Source organism: Kosakonia pseudosacchari (assembly GCF_900184035.1).
Taxonomy (GTDB): domain Bacteria; phylum Pseudomonadota; class Gammaproteobacteria; order Enterobacterales; family Enterobacteriaceae; genus Kosakonia; species Kosakonia pseudosacchari.
On sequence record NZ_FXWP01000025.1, the window covers coordinates 643,807 to 657,053 of the forward strand.

A 13,247-nucleotide genomic window follows, 5' to 3' on the forward strand; every position below is an offset into this window, starting at 1 on the left:
AACTTTCTGGTGATGTTTACTTTACAATGCCGCTTCGACCGGGAGGGCAAGTGGTGAGGAACGTTTTTCATCAATACGCAGCACAACGCGCAGCCGCAGGGCTGGCGCTGTTTGCGATCTTGCTGATCCTCGTCGCGCCGCTGATTTCGGTCTCGCTGCAGCAAGACCCGATGAGCGCGATGCCTGGTATGCACCACGAGATCAGCATGCCGGTGCACGCACACCACGATGTCGCATCGCCGCCGAACGAGATGAGCATGCCGATGCATGCACACCACGATGCCGTATCGCCGCCCAACGAGATGAGCATGCCGGTGCATGCACACCTCGATGTCACATCGCCGCCGAACGAGATGAGCATGGCGGTGCATGCTCATCACGATGTCGAATCGCAGCCGATGTCGCACCATCAAAGCTCACCGCAAAGTATGCCGCTTGATCACGCCGAGACCTGTGGCTACTGCGTACTGCTGGCACATGTCCCTGGCCTTATCTTCCTCGTTATTTTGCTGCTGCTCGGTCGTGTGCTGCGTATCCGCCTGGCCGCTGCCCGCCGGCCTGTTCAGCACTGGCACTTCTTTCCCTGGCTTTGCCCTGACACCCGCGCCCCGCCGCGCGTCTGCTTTTCCTGACTCTAAAAATGTCCGTTCGCCTGTGCGAAACGGCAACCTTTTGCTATTTCTGAGGAAAAGTATGACAACCTGCACTCCGCGTGCGGCGTGGCTCAACGTGCTGCGACGCCTGCATTTTTACATTGGCCTGTTTGTCGGCCCGTTTATTTTTGTCGCCGCCCTGAGCGGCACGTTATACGTGGCGACACCACAACTGGAAAACTGGCTCTACCACGATGCGCTTTACGGTGCGGAAGGGGGAACGCGGCAACCGCTCGCTGAACAGATTGCCGTGGCTGAACAGGTGACCGGCGGCCATTTACGTCTGCACGCGGTGCGCCCGGGTCTTACCGGGAATGAGACGACCCGCGTGATGTTTGCTGACCCACAACTGGGCGCATCCGAGAACCGTGCGATATTTATCGACCCGGTAACGCTGCAAGTGAAAGGGGATATGACGGTCTATGGTACCAGTGGAATTTTGCCGCTGCGCCAGTGGATCGACTATTTCCACCGCTCGCTGCTGCTGGGCGATGCTGGCCGTCTGTACAGCGAGCTGGCCGCGTCCTGGATGTGGGTTGCCGCGCTTGGTGGTATTGCGCTGTGGTTTTTTACCCGCCCGAAACGGCGTATCAATAACACGGTACAACATCATCGCCGCCTGCATGTCTCTTTAGGCTGGATCCTGCTGGTTGGGATGCTGCTTTTTTCCGCGACCGGTCTGACCTGGTCGCAGTGGGCGGGCGGCAACGTTGACAGCCTGCGTGCGGCGTTTGGCTGGATGACGCCGCAGGTCAATACGCAACTGCACGGCATGCAAGAGATGAACGATCCGCATGCGGAACACCATATGATGCACGATGGTATGAATATGCCGGATATGCAGCTGGATCTGGTGCAGTTCGACGAAGCGTTGCGCAGTGCGCGGCTGGCCGGGATCGCCGCCAGCAAGCTGGAGATCCGCCCGCCGCGCAGTGCGGATAAAGCCTGGACGGTAACCGAAATCGATCGCGGCTGGCCCACGCGCGTGGATGCGGTGGCAATTGATGGCAACACGATGACGGTAGTGGATCGCACGCGTTTTGCGGATTTCCCACTGATGGCGAAGCTGACTCGCTGGGGCGTCGATTTCCATATGGGCATTCTGTTTGGCCTGGCCAACCAGTTGCTGCTGATTGCCTTTGGCAGCGCGTTGTGCGTGATGATTGTGATTGGTTATCGGCTGTGGTGGATCCGTCGTCCGGCCAGTGCAAACGCTAATCCGGCAAGCACGTTGCTGCATGCCTGGCTGAGTTTACCGCTGTCAGGACGCGTAATCAGCGCCTTACTGGCGCTGTTGCTGGGGCTGGCGTTACCCGTCATGGGAGCCAGTTTGCTGCTCTTTATACTCATTGATGCGGTGCGCTGGAAACAACATGCCAGGCGTTCTGTCGTCACGATGTAGCCGCTAAATACCGCGCGGTGTAAATTTATAATTACACCTCGCGGCAATAAAATCGCGATTATTTTGCCTTTGTAAAGTAATCGTTACGTTATGTGGATTGAAATCTTTACCGGCTATGGTATCGTTACGTCATCCTCCATTGAGGAACACCTATCGCAAACGAGCCATACAGGATTTTCGATCATGCAAAAAGACGCGCTGAACAACGTACATATTACCGATGAACAGGTTCTGATCACCCCGGATCAGTTAAAAGCGGCCTTCCCGTTGACGACCGAGCAAGAAGCGCAAATCGCGCAGTCCCGCCAGACCATTTCCAACATCATTGCCGGGCGCGATCCGCGTCTGCTGGTGGTCTGCGGTCCTTGCTCGATTCACGATCCACAAGCCGCGATCGAATATGCCCGTCGATTTAAAGCCCTTGCCGCAGAGGTCAGCGATAGCCTCTATCTGGTGATGCGCGTCTATTTTGAAAAACCCCGTACCACCGTTGGCTGGAAGGGGCTGATTAACGATCCGCACATGGATGGCTCGTTTGATGTGGAAGCTGGCCTGAAGATTGCGCGTCGTCTGCTGGTTGAGTTGGTCAGCATGGGGCTGCCGCTGGCGACTGAAGCGCTGGATCCGAATAGCCCGCAGTTCCTTGGCGACCTGTTTAGCTGGTCGGCGATTGGTGCACGAACCACTGAATCGCAGACGCACCGCGAAATGGCTTCAGGTTTATCAATGCCGGTTGGCTTCAAAAACGGCACCGATGGCAGCCTGGCGACCGCTATCAATGCCATGCGCGCTGCTGCGATGCCGCACCGCTTTGTGGGTATCAACCAGGCCGGCCAGGTCTGCCTGCTGCAAACCCAGGGCAACCCGGATGGTCATGTGATCCTGCGCGGCGGCAAAGCGCCAAATTACAGCCCGGCGGATGTCGCGCAGTGTGAAAAAGAGATGGAACAGGCGGGACTGAGACCGTCGCTGATGGTAGATTGCAGCCATGGTAATTCCAATAAAGATTACCGTCGCCAGCCTGCCGTTGCGGAATCGGTGGTGGCGCAGATCAAAGATGGCAACCGTTCAATTACCGGTCTGATGATTGAAAGCAACATTCATGAAGGCAATCAATCCTCTGAGCAGCCGCGCTGCGAGATGAAGTACGGCGTTTCCGTAACCGATGCGTGCATCAGTTGGGAAGCGACCGAAGCGCTGCTGCGTGAAATCGACAGCGATCTGCGTAACAGCCTGGCGGTGCGTTTTGCTTAAGAGGGTGTTATGGTTGCTGAACTGACCGCGCTGCGCGATCAAATTGATGAAGTTGACAAGGCGCTGCTGGATTTGCTGGCGCGCCGTCTGGAGCTGGTGGCGGAAGTTGGTGAAGTCAAAAGTAAATATGGCTTGCCGATTTATGTACCGGAGCGCGAAGCGACGATGCTGGCATCGCGTCGCAAAGAAGCCGAATCACTGGGTGTGCCGCCGGATCTGATTGAAGATGTGCTGCGTCGCGTCATGCGCGAATCCTACTCCAGTGAAAATGATAAAGGGTTTAAAACCCTGTGTCCGGAACTGCGTCCGGTGGTAATTGTGGGCGGCGGCGGGCAGATGGGGCAACTGTTTGCCAAAATGCTGACGCTTTCTGGCTACCAGGTGCGCATTCTTGAAAAAGAAGACTGGGCGCAGGCCGATGCGCTCTTGGCTGATGCGGGTATGGTGATTGTCAGCGTGCCTATTCACGTTACCGAGCAGGTGATCGGCAAACTGCCGGCGTTGCCGGAGGACTGTATTCTGGTCGATCTGGCGTCGGTGAAAAGCGGCCCGTTACAGGCAATGTTGAGTGCGCACAAAGGGCCGGTGCTCGGGCTGCATCCGATGTTTGGCCCGGACAGCGGCAGCCTGGCTAAGCAGGTGGTGGTCTGGTGTGATGGCCGACAGCCGGAAGCGTACCAGTGGTTCCTGGAGCAGATTCAGGTGTGGGGCGCGCGTTTACACCGCATTAGCGCGGTGGAACACGATCAGAACATGGCTTTTATCCAGGCGCTGCGCCACTTTGCGACATTTGCTTATGGTTTGCACCTGGCGGAAGAGAATGTTCAGCTCGAACAGTTGCTGGCACTTTCATCACCGATTTATCGGCTGGAACTGGCGATGGTCGGGCGCTTGTTTGCGCAGGATCCGCAGTTGTACGCCGATATTATTATGTCGTCGTCCAGTAACCTGGCGCTGATCAAACGCTACTACCAGCGATTTGGTGAAGCGATTGGGCTGCTGGAGAAGGGCGATAAGCAGGCGTTTATCGACAGTTTCCGCAAAGTTGAACACTGGTTTGGCGATTATGCGCAACGTTTCCAGAGCGAAAGCCGGGTGTTGTTACGCCAGGCCAACGACAGCCGCCCGTAAATAGAAAAGCCGTTTATACTGAAAAGCCAGTGGTGATCCACTGGCTTTTTTCATTTAAGGGATGCGCAATGGCTGAGCTGCACACGCTGTTTGATTACACCGGACATTTACCGGAATGCCCCACCTGGAGCGACGCGGAGCAGGCGCTCTACTGGGCGGATATTATTGAAGGCGAGATCCACCGTTATCACTTACCGTCTGGCGAACATACGGTGCTCTCGTTTGCCGAAGAGGTTGGCTGCTTTGCGTTGCGTGAGAAAGGCGGCTTTATCGTGGCGATGCGTAATGCCATCTGGCTGACAGATACGCGCGGTTTGCTGCGGCAAAAAGTGTGCGACAACCCTTCAAACCCGCAACTGGCGCGCTTTAACGATGGCGGCACCGATCATCTTGGCCGTTTTTATGCGGGCACATTCTGGGGGCCGGGTGATTACAATGGCGCGCTGCTGTTGCGTATTAATAATGATCTCACGCCGAAAGTGGTGCAGTGCGATATTCACGGCGCTAATGGGCTGGCTTTCAGCCCTGATAAACAGTGGATGTTCACCTCAGACACGCCTAACGCGGTGATTTACCGCACGCCGCTTGATGAGCAGGGTGAACCGGGTAAACGCGAGGTTTTCCGCCGCTTTAATGCCGGGGAGGGCATTCCGGACGGTGCGGCGATGGATGTTGAGGGCTGCTACTGGAGCGCAATGTTTGACGGCTGGCGCATCGCGCGTTTTTCGCCGCAGGGTGAACAACTGGCAGAGTATCGCTTGCCGGTGCGTTGTCCGACGATGGTCTGTTTTGGTGGCCCGGAGATGAAAACACTGTTTATCACTACCACGCGGGAAAATATGACAGAGGAAGAAGTGGCGCAATATCCGCTTTCTGGCGCCATCTTCACCCTGCCGGTGACGGTGGCAGGGATGAAGAAACCGCTGTTTAAAGAGTGTTAAACCGGATCGACCGGCACCACATTTTCACTGGGGTAGCAACCGAGGACTTTCAGCGAACGCGCGGTGTCGGTGAGTTCGCGCAGCGCTTTTTGCATCTGCACGGATTGCAAATTGGCCTGCACATCGATGTAAAACATCTCTTCCCACGGGTTACCGTTAATCGGGCGTGATTCCAGTTTGGTCATGATCAAATTATGGTTACGCAGCACCAACAGGGCTTCAACCAGCGAACCTGCTTGCTGGCCGGTCGCCATTAGCAGCGTGGTTTTTGCCGGTACCTGATCGGAAACCTCAATGGCTTTACGCGCCAGCACCACGAAGCGCGTGATGTTCTGTGTCTGATTCGCCAGGTTGCGTTGCAAAACCTGCAAACCATACAGCGCGCCACCGGCTTCGCTACCCAGTGCCGCAACCTGCGGCGAATTCGCCTGCGCGACCTTTTCCATCGCGGCGGAGGTGCTTTCGCAATACTCAATTTTCCACTGCGGATAGCGGTTAATGAACTGACTGCACTGCTGGAAAGGCTGCGGGTGGCTGTAAACCGTGGTGATGTGTTCCAAATCGGTGTAGCCGGAAACCAGGATGCAATGGTCGATTGGCACCGTCAGTTCACCCACGATAGATAAACTGGTGTGCTGGAGCAGGTCGTAAACGTCGTTAATCGCGCCGGAGCTGGTATTCTCCAGCGGCACCACCGCGTAATCGGCCTGGCCTGTTTCCACCTGGCTGAAGATATCGTGAAATTTCAGGCAACCGCTTTCAATGAACTGCTCAAAATGGCGCGCCGCGTACTGGCGGGCGGCCAGATGCGAATACGATCCTTTGGGGCCAAGAAAAGCAATGCGAGCTGAGTGCGGGTTGATTTTATTCAGATGCTGCTGGAGCAGGGCTTGCTGGGTAAGGACGGAGTCTTCGATGATCAACTGAAACAGGCGGGTGATGTAGTGGGCGTCCAGATGATGCGCTTTGCCGAGTTCTATCAGATGTTCGAGTAAATCACGTTCGCGATCGATATCGCGTACCGGGCGGTGTGAATCCAGCTTGGCTTTGCCGACTTCAACAGAGAGCTGGCGGCGTTCGGCCAGCAGCGTCAGCAACTGTTCATCCAGTGCGCTGATCTTTACGCGTAAATCCAGTAAGGGGTTTTCAGCCGTCATGTTGTTGCCTTTCGTCTTTAATTGTTATCAATAAAAAAGGCCTCCCGGTGGGGGAGGCCTTTTTGTTCGTCTTCGCATTCTTTATCACAAAACGAATCGCCTCCCTAATTGGGGAAGGTAAAAAAGAATGCGAAGAAGAACGGAACAAGTTTCATGGCGTTTTCCATTATGTGACTGAAGTACAGTACCCGTACTGTTTTCGCTCTGTCAATAAAAAACGCGCCCGTGGGCGCGTTGGGATGGGCTCAATGTAGAGACTACTCTTCTTCTTCCTCAACGAAGCTTGTGTCTTTCACCGATGTTGCGGCGCGACGTGCTTCACCTTTGTGTTGCACTTTATTAAGCTGCCGTTCCAGCTTGTTAATCAAATCGTTGATGGCGGTATACATATCTTCATGTTTCGCACTGGCAACCAGTTGTCCGTTCGGTGTGTTTATCGTTGCATCGGCGATAAAGCCCTGTGGCTCTTTTGACAGAATGATATGCGGATTAATCAGTTGAGTTTGCCATTTATCCAGTTTGGCGAGACGGTCTGTGACATGCTGGCGGATTGCCGGAGTAATTTCCATTTGTTTACTGGTAATGTTCATTGTCATAAATTTTACCTCTTGTCTTTCCGTCTTGGTGATTTCAGCATACCGTCCATAATGTCAAAATGTGTGATTTAAATCACATTATTTTGTCACTTTTTGTCAATGAAGGGGTTTTGTGAGGCAGGGCAGGAAGAGGGCAAATTTACCTTGTCTACGCCATCATTAGCAGTCATAGTTGATAGGATGGATTGCGGCTAAACCGCTTTAGTGATAGATAAAATGAATAAAAAAACGGCAGCCTGGAGGCTGCCGTTTTGTATTTCAGGCGATCGGGTCAATCAGGTTCGGTTGCTGTTCGCCGCAATAATTTTCGCCACTTTATCCGCCTGCGCGTTGAGTTGCAGCTCGCGATAGGCTTTTTCCATCAGCGGCAGCGCGTCATGGGTCGCTTTTGTATCCGGGAAGTCACGCAGCATACCTTCTACGCGGTTAGTAACGGCAACCCAGGCACCGCGATCGGTGTAATATTCCGCGACCGACAGTTCATATTTCGACAGACGATCTTTCAGGAACACCAGACGCCTGGTGGCGTCGGTGACGTACTGGCTGTTCGGGTAGCCGCGTACCAGTTTGGAGAAATCTTTGAATGCGTCACGCGCATGCGCCGGATCGCGATCGCTACGGTCTACGCCGAAGAACCCTTGCAGAGCACTGTCATCCAGCGCCATATTGGTCAGCCCACGCATATACATTACATAATCAATGTTCGGGTGGGTTGGGTTCAGACGAATAAAACGGTCAATCGCGGCTTGCGCCAGCGGCAGATCGGCATTTTTGTAGTACGCGTAAATCAGATCCAGCTGCACTTGTTGCGAGTAAGGACCAAACGGATAACGATTATCCAGTGCTTCCAGTTGCGTTATTGCCGCCTTCCAGTTACCGTCTTGCAGCTTTTGCTGAGCTGTCGCGTAGATTTCGTTTGGCGGATTATCAGGTACTTCTTCCTTTGAACCGGAGCAACCTGCCAAAGCCAGACTCAACGTGGCGGCTGCCACCAGATATTTCAAGCGCGTCATGACGTTTAGACTTTCCTCAGAATGTTTACGCGGGAGATTCTTTATTCCTGCTCCCGACTAAGACCAGCTACAATAGCACACTATATTAAACGGCGAAGCCGTAAAACCCAACGTTAACGAAGAAGCTGTATATGGCACAACTGGTACAACTCACCGCAACGGTATCCGAAAACCAACTCGGTCAACGCTTAGATCAAGCTTTGGCCGAATTGTTCCCGGATTATTCACGTTCGCGCATAAAAGAATGGATTCTTGACCAGCGCGTGCTGGTCAACGGCGCTGTCAGCGACAAGCCGAAAGAGAAAGTGTTGGGTGGCGAACTCATTGCTATCAATGCGGAAATCGAAGAAGAAGCGCGTTTCGAACCGCAGGATATTCCACTTAACATCGTCTATGAAGACGATGACATTATTGTCATTAACAAACCGCGAGATTTGGTCGTGCATCCGGGCGCGGGAAACCCTGATGGCACCGTTCTCAATGCTCTGCTGCACTATTATCCGCCAATTGTGGATGTTCCGCGTGCAGGCATCGTCCACCGCCTGGATAAAGACACCACCGGTTTGATGGTGGTGGCGAAAACCGTACCCGCGCAGACGCGGCTGGTAGAGTCGCTACAACTTCGCGAAATCACGCGTGAATACGAAGCGGTAGCGATTGGGCATATGACCTCTGGTGGCACGGTGGAAGAACCGATCAGTCGCCATCCGACCAAGCGTACCCATATGTCGGTGCACCCTATGGGCAAACCGGCGGTGACACATTACCGCATTATGGAACATTTCCGTGTGCATACGCGCCTGCGCCTGCGCCTGGAAACAGGCCGTACGCACCAGATTCGCGTGCATATGGCGCATATTACTCATCCGCTGGTGGGTGATCAGCTCTATGGCGGCCGCCCGCGTCCGCCGAAAGGCGCATCGGACGAGTTTATTGATGCACTGCGTAAGTTTGACCGCCAGGCTCTGCACGCCACCATGCTGCGCCTTTACCATCCTATCAGCGGTATTGAAATGGAATGGCATGCACCAATTCCTCAAGATATGGTTGATTTGATTGATGCGATGCGCGCTGATTTTGAAACCCATAAGGATGATGTTGCCTGGTTATGACCACACTGATCCTCCCGGACTGGCCATTGCCGAAAGGTGTGGCGGCCTGTAGCTCGACGCGCATCGGCGGTGTTAGTTTGCCGCCCTACGATTCGCTGAATCTTGGCGCACACTGCGGCGACAATGCTGAGCATGTGGAAGAGAATCGCGCGCGCGTATTCGCAGCGGGCGGTTTGCCTTCAAGGCCGGTGTGGCTTGAGCAGGTTCATGGCACCGACGTGCTCACGCTCGGCGGTGGCCCTTATGCGTCGAAACGGGCGGATGCGTCATACAGCAATACGCCCGGTACAGTCTGTGCGGTAATGACTGCCGACTGTTTACCGGTCCTGTTTTGTAACCAGGCAGGCACCGAAGTTGGTGCAGCTCACGCTGGCTGGCGTGGTTTATGCGCAGGTGTACTGGAACAGACGGTTGCGTGTTTCGCCGATAAGCCGGAAAATTTACTGGCGTGGCTGGGGCCGGCAATTGGGCCGCAAGCCTTTGAAGTGGGCGCAGAAGTTCGTGAAGCGTTCATGGCGCACGATCCGCAGGCCGACCGCGCTTTTCGTCCTCACGGTGAAAAATATTTTGCTGATATCTATCAGCTTGCGCGCCAGCGTCTGGCGAGCGTAGGCGTCCAGCACGTGTTTGGCGGCGATCGCTGTACCTTCAGCGATAAGGATAATTTTTTCTCATACCGCCGGGACAAGACGACCGGGCGTATGGCAAGTTTCATTTGGCTGATATAACCTAAAGAATCAAGACGATCCAGTACGCGTAGGTTTTCTTTCGCATAATTCAGGTCATTCACCTTGAATAATTGAGGGATGACCTCATTTAATCTCCAGTAGCAATTTTGACCTGTTATGGGAGGAGTTATGCGTCTGGATCGTCTTACCAATAAATTCCAGCTTGCTCTCGCCGATGCCCAGTCGCTCGCACTCGGGCACGACAATCAATTTATCGAACCTCTTCATTTAATGAGCGCTTTACTCACCCAGGAAGGCGGTTCGATTCATCCTTTATTAACCTCTGCTGGCGTGAATGCCGGTCAGTTACGCACAGCGATTGAACAAGCGCTGAGCCGCTTGCCACAGGTGGAAGGCACCGGTGGTGACGTGCAGCCTTCGCAGGATCTGGTGCGTGTGCTTAATCTTTGCGACAAGTTGGCGCAAAAGCGAGGTGACAATTTTATCTCGTCGGAACTTTTCGTTCTGGCGGCGCTTGAATCACGCGGTACGCTGACGGATTTGCTTAAATCTGCTGGCGCGACGACCGCCAATGTGACCCAGGCGATAGAACAAATGCGTGGGGGAGAGAACGTGAATGATCAGGGGGCCGAAGACCAACGTCAGGCCTTGAAAAAATTTACCGTCGATCTGACTGAGCGCGCCGAACAAGGCAAGCTCGATCCGGTTATCGGTCGTGACGAAGAGATTCGTCGTACGATCCAGGTACTGCAACGGCGTACCAAAAATAACCCGGTGCTGATTGGTGAACCGGGCGTCGGTAAAACCGCGATTGTCGAAGGGCTGGCGCAGCGTATTGTCAACGGCGAAGTGCCGGAAGGGCTGAAAGGCCGCCGTGTACTGGCGCTGGATATGGGCGCCCTGGTTGCCGGCGCAAAATATCGCGGTGAGTTTGAAGAGCGTTTAAAAGGTGTGCTGAACGATCTGGCGAAACAGGAAGGCAACGTCATTCTGTTTATCGACGAGCTGCATACGATGGTCGGTGCCGGTAAAGCTGATGGCGCAATGGATGCGGGCAACATGCTGAAACCTGCGTTAGCGCGGGGTGAGTTGCACTGTGTGGGCGCCACCACGCTGGATGAGTATCGCCAGTATATAGAGAAAGATGCGGCGCTGGAGCGTCGTTTCCAGAAAGTGCTGGTGGCCGAGCCGACAGTGGAAGATACCATTGCGATTCTGCGTGGGCTGAAAGAGCGTTATGAACTGCATCATCATGTGCAAATTACCGACCCGGCAATTGTTGCAGCGGCAACGCTGTCGCATCGCTACATCGCCGATCGTCAACTGCCGGATAAAGCCATCGACTTGATTGATGAAGCGGCTTCCAGCATTCGTATGCAGATTGACTCGAAACCGGAAGAACTCGACCGGCTCGATCGCCGTATCATTCAGCTCAAGCTGGAACAGCGGGCGCTGATGAAAGAGTCCGATGAGGCCAGTATCAAGCGGCTCGAAATGCTTAATGAAGAGTTGGAAGATAAAGAACGCCAGTACTCATCATTAGAAGAAGAGTGGAAAGCTGAAAAAGCCTCCCTTTCCGGCACCCAAACCATTAAGTCGGAACTGGAGCAGGCCAAAATTGCCATGGAGCAAGCGCGGCGTAATGGTGATTTGGGGCGCATGTCGGAACTTCAGTACGGGAAAATACCGGAACTTGAAAAACAGTTGGCTGCCGCAACTCAGGCCGAAGGCAAAACCATGCGCCTGCTGCGTAACCGCGTGACCGATGCGGAAATTGCAGAGGTGCTGGCGCGCTGGACTGGCATCCCGGTCGCGAGAATGATGGAAGGCGAGCGCGAAAAATTACTGCGCATGGAGCATGACCTCCATCATCGGGTAATTGGCCAAGATGAAGCTGTCGAAGCCGTTTCTAACGCTATTCGTCGTAGCCGTGCAGGGCTGTCGGATCCGAATCGTCCGATTGGTTCGTTCCTGTTCCTTGGTCCGACCGGGGTGGGTAAAACCGAACTGTGTAAGTCTCTTGCGAACTTTATGTTCGACAGCGACGATGCAATGGTGCGTATCGATATGTCGGAATTTATGGAGAAACACTCCGTTTCACGTCTTGTCGGTGCGCCTCCGGGATACGTCGGCTATGAAGAGGGGGGTTATCTGACAGAAGCGGTTCGCCGTCGCCCTTACTCCGTTATTCTGCTGGATGAAGTAGAAAAAGCGCATCCGGATGTGTTCAACATTCTCTTGCAGGTGCTGGACGATGGCCGTCTGACAGACGGGCAAGGCAGAACGGTAGATTTCCGTAATACGGTCGTCATTATGACTTCCAACCTCGGGTCTGATTTGATCCAGGAGCGTTTTGGCGATCTGGATTACAGCCACATGAAAGAGCTGGTATTAGGTGTGGTTAGCCAGAACTTCCGTCCGGAATTCATCAACCGTATTGATGAAGTGGTTGTGTTCCATCCGTTGGGTGAAAAACACATTGCTTCTATTGCGCAGATCCAGCTGCAGCGTCTGTATAAACGTATGGAAGAGCGTGGCTATACCGTTACCATTTCCGACGAAGCGCTGAAACTGCTTAGCGCAAATGGGTACGATCCGGTGTATGGTGCGCGGCCACTGAAACGCGCTATTCAACAGCAGATTGAAAACCCGCTGGCGCAGCAGATGCTTTCTGGCGAGCTGATTCCGGGCAAACCGGTGCAGCTCGTGGTGAAAGATGAGCGAATTGTGGCAGTGCAGTAAGTCACAAAAGATGAAAACGAGCCCTTTGGGGCTCGTTTTTGTTTGAAAACCAGGCAAAATGCAAACTTCTTAGTGCAAGTCGCCTGAAAAGTGAACAAACGATTATTTTTTTCAAATTAGGGGTTGTCAGCGGGAATTAACGCCCTATAATGCGCCACCACTGACACGGCACAACGGCAAATACACCGGCCTGTCAGGTGAAGAAATCTGAAAATAAACAGTTGACTTCACGGCGGGAAAGCGTAGTATACGCAACCCGCGCCGCAGCAAAAAGCGAGGCGGCACTGCTCTTTAACAATTTATCAGACAATCTGTGTGGGCACTCAGGGTGACTGGATTCTTAAACGTCGCAAGACGAAAAATGAATACCAAGTCTCAGTGAGTGAACACGTAATTCATTACGAAGTTCTTTTCTTTAGAAATAAAGAAACATCGAGCATCAAACTTTTAAATTGAAGAGTTTGATCATGGCTCAGATTGAACGCTGGCGGCAGGCCTAACACATGCAAGTCGAACGGTAGCACAGAGAGCTTGCTCTCGGGTGACGAGTGGCGGAC

Annotated in this window: 12 protein-coding genes, 1 rRNA gene and 1 other annotated feature; of the genes, 9 read left to right on the top strand and 4 right to left on the bottom strand. The window is 53.8% G+C overall.

The window, feature by feature from the left end; genetic code table 11:
* Positions 1-50 precede the first annotated feature (50 nt).
* The 5 genes from BN2591_RS21780 to BN2591_RS21800 all read left to right on the top strand — a co-directional run bounded on the left by BN2591_RS21780 (position 51) and on the right by BN2591_RS21800 (position 5,381).
* On the top strand, positions 51-632 hold the full coding sequence (locus tag BN2591_RS21780) for a DUF2946 family protein (RefSeq protein ID WP_143468277.1): 582 nt from the start codon (positions 51-53) through the stop codon (positions 630-632).
* A 61-nt stretch (positions 633-693) separates the two neighbouring features.
* A complete protein-coding gene (locus BN2591_RS21785) occupies positions 694-2,055 on the top strand; it encodes a PepSY-associated TM helix domain-containing protein (RefSeq protein ID WP_086873839.1) in 1,362 nt (453 codons plus the stop codon).
* Positions 2,056-2,238: 183 nt separating this feature from the next.
* On the top strand, positions 2,239-3,309 hold the full coding sequence (gene aroF, locus BN2591_RS21790) for a 3-deoxy-7-phosphoheptulonate synthase AroF (protein WP_086873840.1): 1,071 nt from the start codon (positions 2,239-2,241) through the stop codon (positions 3,307-3,309).
* Positions 3,310-3,318: 9 nt separating this feature from the next.
* On the top strand, positions 3,319-4,440 hold the full coding sequence (gene tyrA, locus BN2591_RS21795) for a bifunctional chorismate mutase/prephenate dehydrogenase (protein ID WP_086873841.1): 1,122 nt from the start codon (positions 3,319-3,321) through the stop codon (positions 4,438-4,440).
* Positions 4,441-4,508: 68 nt separating this feature from the next.
* Positions 4,509-5,381, top strand: a complete 873-nt coding sequence (locus BN2591_RS21800; protein WP_086873842.1) for an SMP-30/gluconolactonase/LRE family protein — start codon at positions 4,509-4,511, stop codon at positions 5,379-5,381.
* Here BN2591_RS21800 and pheA read toward each other — a convergent pair.
* From pheA to bamD, 4 genes are all read right to left on the bottom strand, one after another.
* Positions 5,378-6,538 carry a bifunctional chorismate mutase/prephenate dehydratase gene (gene pheA / locus BN2591_RS21805; RefSeq protein WP_086873843.1) on the bottom strand — a complete coding sequence of 387 codons (1,161 nt, stop codon included), beginning with the start codon at positions 6,536-6,538 and terminating at the stop codon, positions 5,378-5,380. The genes BN2591_RS21800 and pheA overlap by 4 nt on opposite strands.
* Positions 6,539-6,568: 30 nt before the next feature.
* Positions 6,569-6,694: a sequence feature (Phe leader region), on the bottom strand.
* A complete protein-coding gene (pheL, locus tag BN2591_RS24660; RefSeq protein WP_189660115.1) occupies positions 6,643-6,693 on the bottom strand; it encodes a pheA operon leader peptide PheL in 51 nt (16 codons plus the stop codon). It overlaps the preceding feature by 51 nt.
* Before the next feature lie 101 nt (positions 6,695-6,795).
* Complete coding sequence (gene raiA / locus BN2591_RS21810) at positions 6,796-7,134, bottom strand: ribosome-associated translation inhibitor RaiA (protein WP_044489450.1); 339 nt, start codon at positions 7,132-7,134, stop codon at positions 6,796-6,798.
* 275 nt (positions 7,135-7,409) lie between these two features.
* Positions 7,410-8,147 carry an outer membrane protein assembly factor BamD gene (gene bamD, locus BN2591_RS21815; protein WP_086873844.1) on the bottom strand — a complete coding sequence of 246 codons (738 nt, stop codon included), beginning with the start codon at positions 8,145-8,147 and terminating at the stop codon, positions 7,410-7,412.
* Positions 8,148-8,278: 131 nt separating this feature from the next.
* Here bamD and rluD point away from each other — a divergent pair, with 131 nt between their 5' ends.
* The 4 genes from rluD to BN2591_RS21835 all read left to right on the top strand — a co-directional run.
* Positions 8,279-9,259: a 23S rRNA pseudouridine(1911/1915/1917) synthase RluD gene (rluD, locus tag BN2591_RS21820; protein WP_086873845.1), complete on the top strand. Its 981-nt coding sequence runs from the start codon at positions 8,279-8,281 to the stop codon at positions 9,257-9,259.
* Positions 9,256-9,987 carry a purine nucleoside phosphorylase YfiH gene (gene yfiH, locus BN2591_RS21825; RefSeq protein WP_086873846.1) on the top strand — a complete coding sequence of 244 codons (732 nt, stop codon included), beginning with the start codon at positions 9,256-9,258 and terminating at the stop codon, positions 9,985-9,987. The genes rluD and yfiH overlap by 4 nt, the downstream gene beginning before the upstream one ends.
* Positions 9,988-10,116: 129 nt before the next feature.
* On the top strand, positions 10,117-12,690 hold the full coding sequence (gene clpB, locus BN2591_RS21830) for an ATP-dependent chaperone ClpB (protein WP_086873847.1): 2,574 nt from the start codon (positions 10,117-10,119) through the stop codon (positions 12,688-12,690).
* Positions 12,691-13,139: 449 nt separating this feature from the next.
* Positions 13,140-13,247, top strand: a 16S ribosomal RNA gene (locus tag BN2591_RS21835); the annotation flags it as partial.

Excerpts from the sequence above, each read along its gene's own strand:
- BN2591_RS21785 (WP_086873839.1), top strand. The coding sequence starts at position 694 with ATGACAACCTGCACTCCGCGTGCGGCGTGGCTCAACGTGCTGCGACGC.
- aroF (WP_086873840.1), top strand. The coding sequence starts at position 2,239 with ATGCAAAAAGACGCGCTGAACAACGTACATATTACCGATGAACAGGTT.
- tyrA (WP_086873841.1), top strand. The coding sequence starts at position 3,319 with ATGGTTGCTGAACTGACCGCGCTGCGCGATCAAATTGATGAAGTTGAC.
- BN2591_RS21800 (WP_086873842.1), top strand. The coding sequence starts at position 4,509 with ATGGCTGAGCTGCACACGCTGTTTGATTACACCGGACATTTACCGGAA.
- pheA (WP_086873843.1), bottom strand. The coding sequence starts at position 6,538 with ATGACGGCTGAAAACCCCTTACTGGATTTACGCGTAAAGATCAGCGCA.
- raiA (WP_044489450.1), bottom strand. The coding sequence starts at position 7,134 with ATGACAATGAACATTACCAGTAAACAAATGGAAATTACTCCGGCAATC.
- bamD (WP_086873844.1), bottom strand. The coding sequence starts at position 8,147 with ATGACGCGCTTGAAATATCTGGTGGCAGCCGCCACGTTGAGTCTGGCT.
- rluD (WP_086873845.1), top strand. The coding sequence starts at position 8,279 with ATGGCACAACTGGTACAACTCACCGCAACGGTATCCGAAAACCAACTC.
- yfiH (WP_086873846.1), top strand. The coding sequence starts at position 9,256 with ATGACCACACTGATCCTCCCGGACTGGCCATTGCCGAAAGGTGTGGCG.
- clpB (WP_086873847.1), top strand. The coding sequence starts at position 10,117 with ATGCGTCTGGATCGTCTTACCAATAAATTCCAGCTTGCTCTCGCCGAT.